Below are 7,223 nucleotides of genomic sequence, written 5' to 3'. Positions count from 1 at the left end.
CCGCCCGTCCACGCGGACGGGCGGGGCAACGGGCCGCGGCATGCGCTCCCGGGCCCGGTCAGCCGGGCAGGACGCCCAGCAGCGGGCCGACCGCGGGCAGGTCCTTGGCCCCGCCGCCGTTGCTCAGCGGCCCGGTCACCGAGGTCGTGCTCACCGGCGCCAGGCCGGAGTTGTCCGGCTGGACGGCCACCCCGTTGTTCAGCACGTCGGCGGAGGACTGCGCGAACGGGTCGAGGCGCAGGTCCTTGACCGGTGCGACGCCGTAGCCGAGGGCGCCGGTCAGCCCGCCGACGGCGGGGGCGACGTCCGTCTGCTGGAGGTGCGCGGGTTCCGCGTGCGCGGTGCCCGCGCCGAGCAGCATCGCGGCGCCCAGGACGGCGAGCCCGGCCCCGCTCTTCTTGAGGACCATGGGGGCCTACCCTTCGGTGTCGGTGAGTCGGGTTCGGGTTCGGTTTCGGGTGGGTCGGTGAGCCGGTGACATCGGCCGGACGGACCGGGGACGACGCACTGCCCCAGGGCCGGCGGGCCGAGGGGCAGTACGTTCAGGAGTCGTGCTGATCGGTGATCAGCAGTCCTCCTCCTGCTCCTGGTGGTCCTGCGGGAGCTCGACGTTGGCGCAGCTGTTGCCGAACGCCGGGTTGAGGGCGCCGATCACGTTGACGGAGTTGCCGCACAGGTTCACCGGGACGTGCACGGGGACCTGGATCAGGTTGCCGGAGAGCACGCCGGGGGAGCCGGCGGCGACGCCCTCGGCGGTGGAGCTGGCGGAAGCGGCACCCGCGCCGGCCAGCAGCATGCCGGCTGCGGCGGCGGTGAGGACAGCGGCCTTCTTCACGTTCTGCATGGTGGTTGATCTCCTAGATCACACACGGGAGGAACGTGCCGCACCCCGCGGTGGCGGGGTGCGGCACGGACTCGGTGAAACGGGCTGTCGCCGGTGCGGCGACAGCCGGTTCAGCCGGCGTTGGCGCAGTGGTTGCCGAACGCCGGGTTGAGGGCGCCGATCACGTTGACGGTGTTGCCGCAGACGTTGACCGGGACGTGCACGGGGACCTGGATCAGGTTGCCGGAGAGCACGCCGGGGGAGCCGGCGGCGACGCCCTCGGCGGTGGAGCTGGCGGCGGCGCCGCCCGCGGCACCGACCACGAGGCCGGCGGCGGCCATGGAGAGGACAGCAGCCTTCTTGAGGTTACGCATGGGGTTCTTCCTCCATTGTCTTCCCGGCGGATTATCCCGTCGGGATCCGGGCGAATGTGAATCATCGCCCGCTGGTTCGGGATGCGCCGTGATGTGTCACTCCGGCGGTTCAGTCGCGCCTGTCACCCGTGGCCCGGGTGATGCGCGGCCGCCTCATTTCGTGCGCTCGGCGAACAATGGCCGCACGGCCGGCGAATGTTCGCGCGCTGGCGCGGCCAGGAGATCCCCCGGTGCGGAACGGAAGTCCGGCACGGAAGGGGATTTCCCGGGAGTCCAGAGGGAATGCGGCGCTCGGTCAGATGTTGGCGCAGGCGTTGCCGAACGCCGGGTTCAGGATGCTGACCACGCCGATGGAGTTGCCGCAGACGTTGACCGGGACGTGCACGGGCACCTGGATCAGGTTGCCGGAGAGCACGCCGGGCGAACCGACCGCGGCACCCTGGGCCGAGGCGCCGCGGACGTCGTGGGCGGAGGCGGCGGCGGCGCCGCCGAGCAGCAGGGCTGCGACGGCCGCGGTGCCGAGCACGCCGTGGGCGAACTTGCGCATGGTGTCGTCCCGTTTCGTTGAGAGGGCTTGATGAAGCGTGTTCCGCCAGGAAGAACGACGGGGCGCCCGACGGGAAACGGTCGGCTTCGCTCATCACCCGAATGCCCTGGGTACGCCGTCCGGGTGATACCCGCCGGATGGACGCAACCCGCCTGCCGGGGCCTCGTTGGAGATCATGCACGCCCCGTGCACTCTCCACCTTCGATCGTTCAGGAGGCTCGATATGAGCATCAAGAAGACCGCCGCCGTTGGCGCCGCCGTGGTAGGCATCATTGCGGCCGGTGCCGGCAGCGCGATGGCCAGCTCCGAGGCGCAGGGTGTCGCGGCCGGCTCTCCCGGTGTCGCGTCGGGCAACAACATCCAGGTCCCGGTGCACGTTCCGGTGAACCTCTGCGGCAACTCGGTCGACATCATCGGCCTGCTGAACCCGGCGTTCGGCAACAGCTGCGCCAACGTCGGCTGATCTCCGTCGGCTCTGTCCGACCGGTCGGTCCAGTCAGTTCCGAGCCGCCGTCCCCCGCCTCCTCCTGGCGGGTGGGCGGCGGCTCGGTGCGTGTCCGCCCGCCCGCACGCCCGGCCGCTGCCACCGCCCCGCAGGGCCCGTGGCGGCGTGTCGTAAGCTCACCCGGCACGTTGCGTACGTAGCCGCGCGGTCATCGGCGGGGGCGGAGTCGGGGTTCATGAGCACACCAGCCAGCACACTGCCCAAGGCACCCGCCCGTCCGGCCGAGTCCGAGCCCGGGCCCGAGCCCGGGGCGGCGCCCGCACCCTGTGGCGCCGTCCGGCGCTTTGCACCCGCACTCGCCGCGTACGCGGTGGTGAAGGCGGCCGGGCTCGCCGTCTTCCTGGGCCTGCTCGCGTACACCGGTGACTACGCCGACAAGAACCCCGGGCGCGGCGGCGGCGCCCGCCCCTGGGACGTGCTCGGCAGCTGGGACGGCATCTGGTACCAGCGGATCGCGCTCAACGGGTACGACCCCCGGCTCGTCCCGCTGGACGGCTTCCCGCACGCCACCCTGTTCGAGAACTCGGCGGCCTTCTTCCCGCTCTACCCCTGGCTGATGCGGATCGTCTCCGCCTGCACCGGCCTCGGCACGTACGGCGCCGGAATGCTGGTCGCCGTGCTGTCCTCGTTCGTTGCGGCGGCCGGGATCTACGCCGTCGCGGCCCGGCTCGGCGGCGCCAGGACGGGTGTGCTGGCCGCCGCGCTCTGGGGCCTGGTGCCCGGCTCCGGCGTCGAGTGGGCGGTCTACTCCGACTCCCTGTTCGTGGCGCTCTGCGCCTGGGCCTGCTACTGCGTGATGACCGGCCGCTGGCTCAGCGCCGGTCTGCTCGCCTTCACCGCCGGGCTCAACCGGCCGACCGCCGCCGTGCTGATAGCGGTGGTGTCGATATCGGCGCTGGTGGCGCTCTGCCGGCGTACGGACGGCATTGCGCGCCCCCTGGCCGCCGTACTGGTCACCCCGTGGGGCCTGCTCGGCTACGTCGGCTGGGTCGGCCACCGGGTCGGCGACACCTACGGCGGCTACTTCCGGCTCCAGCGCGGAGCCTGGAACCGCTACTTCGACTACGGGGCCGCCACCGCCCGCACCTTCGTCGAGGTGCTGGCCGGCCACTGGAACCACTGGCAGGTCAACCCCGTCCCCGACCTGATCGCGATCGCCCTGCTGATCGCCCTGCCGGGCCTGCTCGTGCTGCTCCTGCGCACCCGCCCACCGCTGGTCCTGGTCCTCTTCACCCTGCTGACGATCATCACCGCCCTCGGCAGCAACCAGATCTTCGACAACATCTCCCGCTACCTGCTCCCGGCCTTCCCGCTCTGCATCGGCGTCGCCCACGCCCTGCGCCGCCAGACCTGGGCCACCCTGCTCGGCCTCCTGGCCCTCCCCGCCCTCGCCGCCGGCTGGTACGCGGGCTACGCCCTGTTCGAGCTCGGCGTGCCGTAGCCGGCCCCGGCGGCCGGAGGCGGATGTGCCGCAGGTGACCGTGCAGGAGACCTTGACATGGCATCCGTCGATGAGTCAGCTGTCTGTAGTATGAACGGTCTTATTGCAAGGGGGACTGTCATGGGGGCGACGCGATCATGTCCGTGATGCTGCCGGGCGAACTGGTCTGGATACTCGACCTGATCGGGATCGAGTGGCCGGACATCGACGAGGACGAACTCCGCGAATCCGCTGACGACTACCGGGAGATGGCCGACCGGATCGAGGACATGCGGGCCGACGGCAACCAGGCCTCGTACCACCTCACCGGGGGGTCGAGCCAGGGCGAGGCCATCGAGGCCTTCGCCGCCGCCTGGGAGAAGACCTCGAAGGGCCATTTGCAGGACTTCGCCGACGCCCTGCGCACCCTCGCCACCGTGATGGACGGCGCGGCGGTCGCGGTGGAGATCGCGAAGGCCGCCGTCGTGGTCGAACTCGGCATCCTCGCCGCCTCGATAGCCGCCGCCGCCGCAGCCTCCGTGGTGACCTTCGGCCTGTCCGGTGCGGCGGCCATGGCCGAGACCCAGATCTGCAAGGAGCTGGTCCGCAAGCTCATCCGCGAGCTGGAGCAGCAACTCGTCGACTACGCGACCGGCGTGATCGAGGACGCCGTGGTCTCGGCGATCGAGAACGTGGTCATGCAGCTCGCCACCGACGGGCTCAACACCTACCTGGGCACCGGCGACGGCGTGGACCTCACGGGGGCGCTGAAGGGCGGCCTCGGCGCCGGCACCGACAGCCTGCGCCAGGGGGCGGGGATATGACCGACATCGTCGAGTCCGACGACGACTTCGAGAACGCCGTCACGGGGTTCAAGCGGACCCAGGACACCATGCGGGAGCACCACGGCAACTTCCGCAGCAGGAAGGGCAAACGAGCCCGGGGCGGCGGCGGCCAGGGCATGTTCGGCGGCTTCGTCACGGCGCTCGGCCGGGTCGAGGACGTCCTGGACGACGGCCTCGGGAAGCTGGACGACCATGTCGGCGGCTTCCACAAGAAGCTGAAGACCCACCACGAGAACACCCGCCGCACCGACGACGACAGCAGCACCCGGCTCAACAGCCTGAACGAGGACCACGACACCGGCCGCGGGCCGGGGCAGTCCGGTGGGGGGCCGGGCGGCCCCGCTGACCCAGGCGGTTCCGGTGGCCCGGGCGGCCCCGGCGGGCAGACCCCGCCCGGGGAGCGCGGCCCCGACCGCTCCGCCACGCCGGTGTACTACGTCGCCGACAACGGCGAGGTCCGCCAGCTGGTGAACGGCAAGTTCGTCCCGGTGTCGGCCACCGACGGGTCCGGCATCCACACGATGCTGGACTCCCAGCGCCGCCGGGCGAACGACCCGGACGAGGAGACCCGCAAGAACCTGCACGCACGGGCGGACGGCGACCCGGCGGTGGTCTCGTCGAAGCCGATCACCGGGCCGACGCCGCTGTCGCTCGCGGTCGAGGACGTCCGGGAGGCGATCAAGAACAAGAAGGGCAAGGCCGAGTACGGCGGCCGCAACTACGCCGCCCTGCGGCACCGGGACGCGGACGGGAACGAGTTCATCCTGGTCGGCCGGAGCAGCGGGAAGCGGAGCCACTCGGAACGCTCGATCGGGCATCCGATCATCAACAGCGGAATGGTCGGCGGCGTCCGGGAACTGTATTCGGAAAGAGAACCGTGCCAGGCCGACTCGACCTGCGACCGGTGGCTCGAACGCCATTTCCACCGGCAGAATCCGAATATCGACTACAGCCACGGCGTGACCTACGACAATTCCGTCTCGAACGAGGACGGGCGCGACGGGCCGCACCAGGAGTACCGCCGCCAACTCCAGGACGACCACGCCAACGGCGACCGCTCGGGAACCATGGGGCAGCATGATTTCGAGGACCGTGCGGAGCGTCGCAGGAAGGGGCATAAATGACGGCCGCTGTGATAGCCTCTCCGGCTATGTGGACTCTGGACGGTGAGGTCTCGTGAAGTTCGACGTCGAAGCCGGTGACCTGCTGCGCGACTTCGGCCCGGCCGGGGTCTGCCGGGCCCGCCGCGAGGCCCTGCAGGGCCTGCCGGTGCAGGAATCCTCCCGGGAATTCCTCACCTCCGTCGGAATTCCCGCAGCCGGTCTCTTCTCGATCTCCGGCGCATTGGCCGACCGTGAATCCGGTGTGGCCGGGGACGCGGTCTCCGGTGAATCCGACATTGTCGTCGTGGATGTTCCCGAAGGCCGCCTCCTGCGTATCGGCTGGATCCAGGACTTCGACGTCCTGGTGCACCTGGAGAACGGCCGGGTGTATTTCGGGATCGGCGACGGTCACGTGCTCGTGCACGACGACGTCTCCTCGCTCTCGTCCCTCCTCCGGCTGATCGGCCAGGAATTCCCGGAGGAGTCCGAATTCGGGGACGACGACGAATTCGGCGACGACGGGGACGACGGCGACGACGATGACGACGAGGCGGAGATCGACCGCCCCGCCGCCGCCCGGCGCATCCGCTCCGCCATCACCGCCGGCGACCCGCTGCCGCTGTCGGCACCGGGCAGCCCGTGGCCGGCGATCCTCGACGACTACGAGACCGGGATCTACTGACCCCGGCCGGGGGCCCGGGGGCCGAGCCCCCGCCCCCGCCGACTCCCCACCCGACGGGCCAGCAGGGAAGACCGGAGCCGTACTGACGTGAGTGACAACCTCGCCGCCGCACTGACGGCGCACTTCGGGCCGGACGGCCTGCGCGGCCTCGGTGTCGCGCCCGCCGGGCCGCTCCGCGAGCCGGGGCTGCCCCGGCAGGTGGGGCGGTACTTCACCGCGCCCGTGCCCTCGGACCCGCTGTCGCTCGGCGAGTACGCCGGGATCGGGGGCGGTTCGGCGGGGGAGGCGGCCGGACAGCTGAGGATCGGCACCGACGGCGGGGCGCAGCTCTACTTCGCGCCGGACCGTTCGGTCCGGGCCGTGGTGCTGGGGACGAATCTGCCGGAGATGGCCGTCAACGCCTCGGTCGAGGCCTTCGCGGAGAGCCTGCTGCGACTGGACGCCCATCTGGGGCGGGCGACCGAGTGGGCCGGTCAGGACGCGGCCTTCGAGGACTACCTCGCACTGCGCCGCACTCTGGTCGCGATCGACCCGGAGGCCTTCGCGGAGCGCGAGAGCTGGTGGCCCCGGGTGCTGGACGACCTGCGGCTGCCGCTCAACGTGCTGTCGGGGGCGGCCTTCGAGTACGTCGACGCGCAGGGCGGGAAGCAGATCGTCTCCGAGCAGACGGAGCCCGGCCTGCCGCACCCGGAGGAGCTGGTCTGGCACCGGTTGCAGGCCGCCGGGGTCGAGCCCGAGCAGGTCACCAAGGTGTACTGCGAGTTGAAGCCCTGTCTGCTGCCGGGCCACTACTGCGCGATCTGGATGCAGCAGGCCTTCCCGCAGGCGGAGTTCACCCACCGTTTCGACTTCGGCAGCACCGCCGAGTCCCGCGAGGACGCCGTCCGGGCGCTGATGCTCAGCGTCGCCGACGAGGACGGGTGA

The 7,223-nt window shown here is 71.3% G+C and carries 10 protein-coding genes; 6 read left to right on the top strand and 4 right to left on the bottom strand.

The genetic code is table 11. The features are described from left to right. Positions 1-58: 58 nt before the first annotated feature. The 4 genes from ACFUK0_RS14790 to ACFUK0_RS14775 form a co-directional block, all read right to left on the bottom strand. Positions 59-409 (bottom strand): hypothetical protein, encoded by a 351-nt coding sequence (locus ACFUK0_RS14790; RefSeq protein WP_380249940.1) that lies wholly within the window; start codon positions 407-409, stop codon positions 59-61. A 156-nt stretch (positions 410-565) separates the two neighbouring features. Beyond that, positions 566-844 (bottom strand): chaplin, encoded by a 279-nt coding sequence (locus ACFUK0_RS14785; protein ID WP_380249938.1) that lies wholly within the window; start codon positions 842-844, stop codon positions 566-568. Between the two features lie 110 nt (positions 845-954). Further along, positions 955-1,197, bottom strand: a complete 243-nt coding sequence (locus ACFUK0_RS14780) for a chaplin (RefSeq protein WP_380249936.1) — start codon at positions 1,195-1,197, stop codon at positions 955-957. Between the two features lie 295 nt (positions 1,198-1,492). After that, positions 1,493-1,744: a chaplin gene (locus tag ACFUK0_RS14775; protein WP_380249934.1), complete on the bottom strand. Its 252-nt coding sequence runs from the start codon at positions 1,742-1,744 to the stop codon at positions 1,493-1,495. Positions 1,745-1,967: 223 nt separating this feature from the next. Between ACFUK0_RS14775 and ACFUK0_RS14770 the strand changes: the two genes are divergently transcribed. The 6 genes from ACFUK0_RS14770 (at position 1,968) to ACFUK0_RS14745 (ending at position 7,223) form a co-directional block, all read left to right on the top strand. Next, positions 1,968-2,207 carry a chaplin gene (locus ACFUK0_RS14770; RefSeq protein WP_380249932.1) on the top strand — a complete coding sequence of 80 codons (240 nt, stop codon included), beginning with the start codon at positions 1,968-1,970 and terminating at the stop codon, positions 2,205-2,207. A 217-nt stretch (positions 2,208-2,424) separates the two neighbouring features. Then, complete coding sequence (locus tag ACFUK0_RS14765; RefSeq protein WP_380249930.1) at positions 2,425-3,690, top strand: hypothetical protein; 1,266 nt, start codon at positions 2,425-2,427, stop codon at positions 3,688-3,690. A 137-nt stretch (positions 3,691-3,827) separates the two neighbouring features. Further along, positions 3,828-4,493: a hypothetical protein gene (locus tag ACFUK0_RS14760; protein WP_380249928.1), complete on the top strand. Its 666-nt coding sequence runs from the start codon at positions 3,828-3,830 to the stop codon at positions 4,491-4,493. Then, the gene (locus ACFUK0_RS14755) at positions 4,490-5,638 is read left to right on the top strand and encodes a nucleic acid/nucleotide deaminase domain-containing protein (protein ID WP_380249926.1); all 1,149 of its coding nucleotides are present in this window, start codon (positions 4,490-4,492) and stop codon (positions 5,636-5,638) included. The genes ACFUK0_RS14760 and ACFUK0_RS14755 overlap by 4 nt, the downstream gene beginning before the upstream one ends. A gap of 52 nt (positions 5,639-5,690) precedes the next feature. Continuing rightward, positions 5,691-6,299 carry an SUKH-4 family immunity protein gene (locus ACFUK0_RS14750; RefSeq protein WP_380249924.1) on the top strand — a complete coding sequence of 203 codons (609 nt, stop codon included), beginning with the start codon at positions 5,691-5,693 and terminating at the stop codon, positions 6,297-6,299. Between the two features lie 87 nt (positions 6,300-6,386). Next, the gene (locus tag ACFUK0_RS14745) at positions 6,387-7,223 is read left to right on the top strand and encodes a nucleic acid/nucleotide deaminase domain-containing protein (protein WP_380249922.1); all 837 of its coding nucleotides are present in this window, start codon (positions 6,387-6,389) and stop codon (positions 7,221-7,223) included.

This window comes from Kitasatospora sp. NPDC057223, from assembly GCF_042669755.1.
Classification (GTDB): domain Bacteria; phylum Actinomycetota; class Actinomycetes; order Streptomycetales; family Streptomycetaceae; genus Kitasatospora.
The sequence above is the reverse complement of the archived record's forward strand: the minus strand, read 5'-3'. Positions and strand labels throughout refer to the sequence as shown.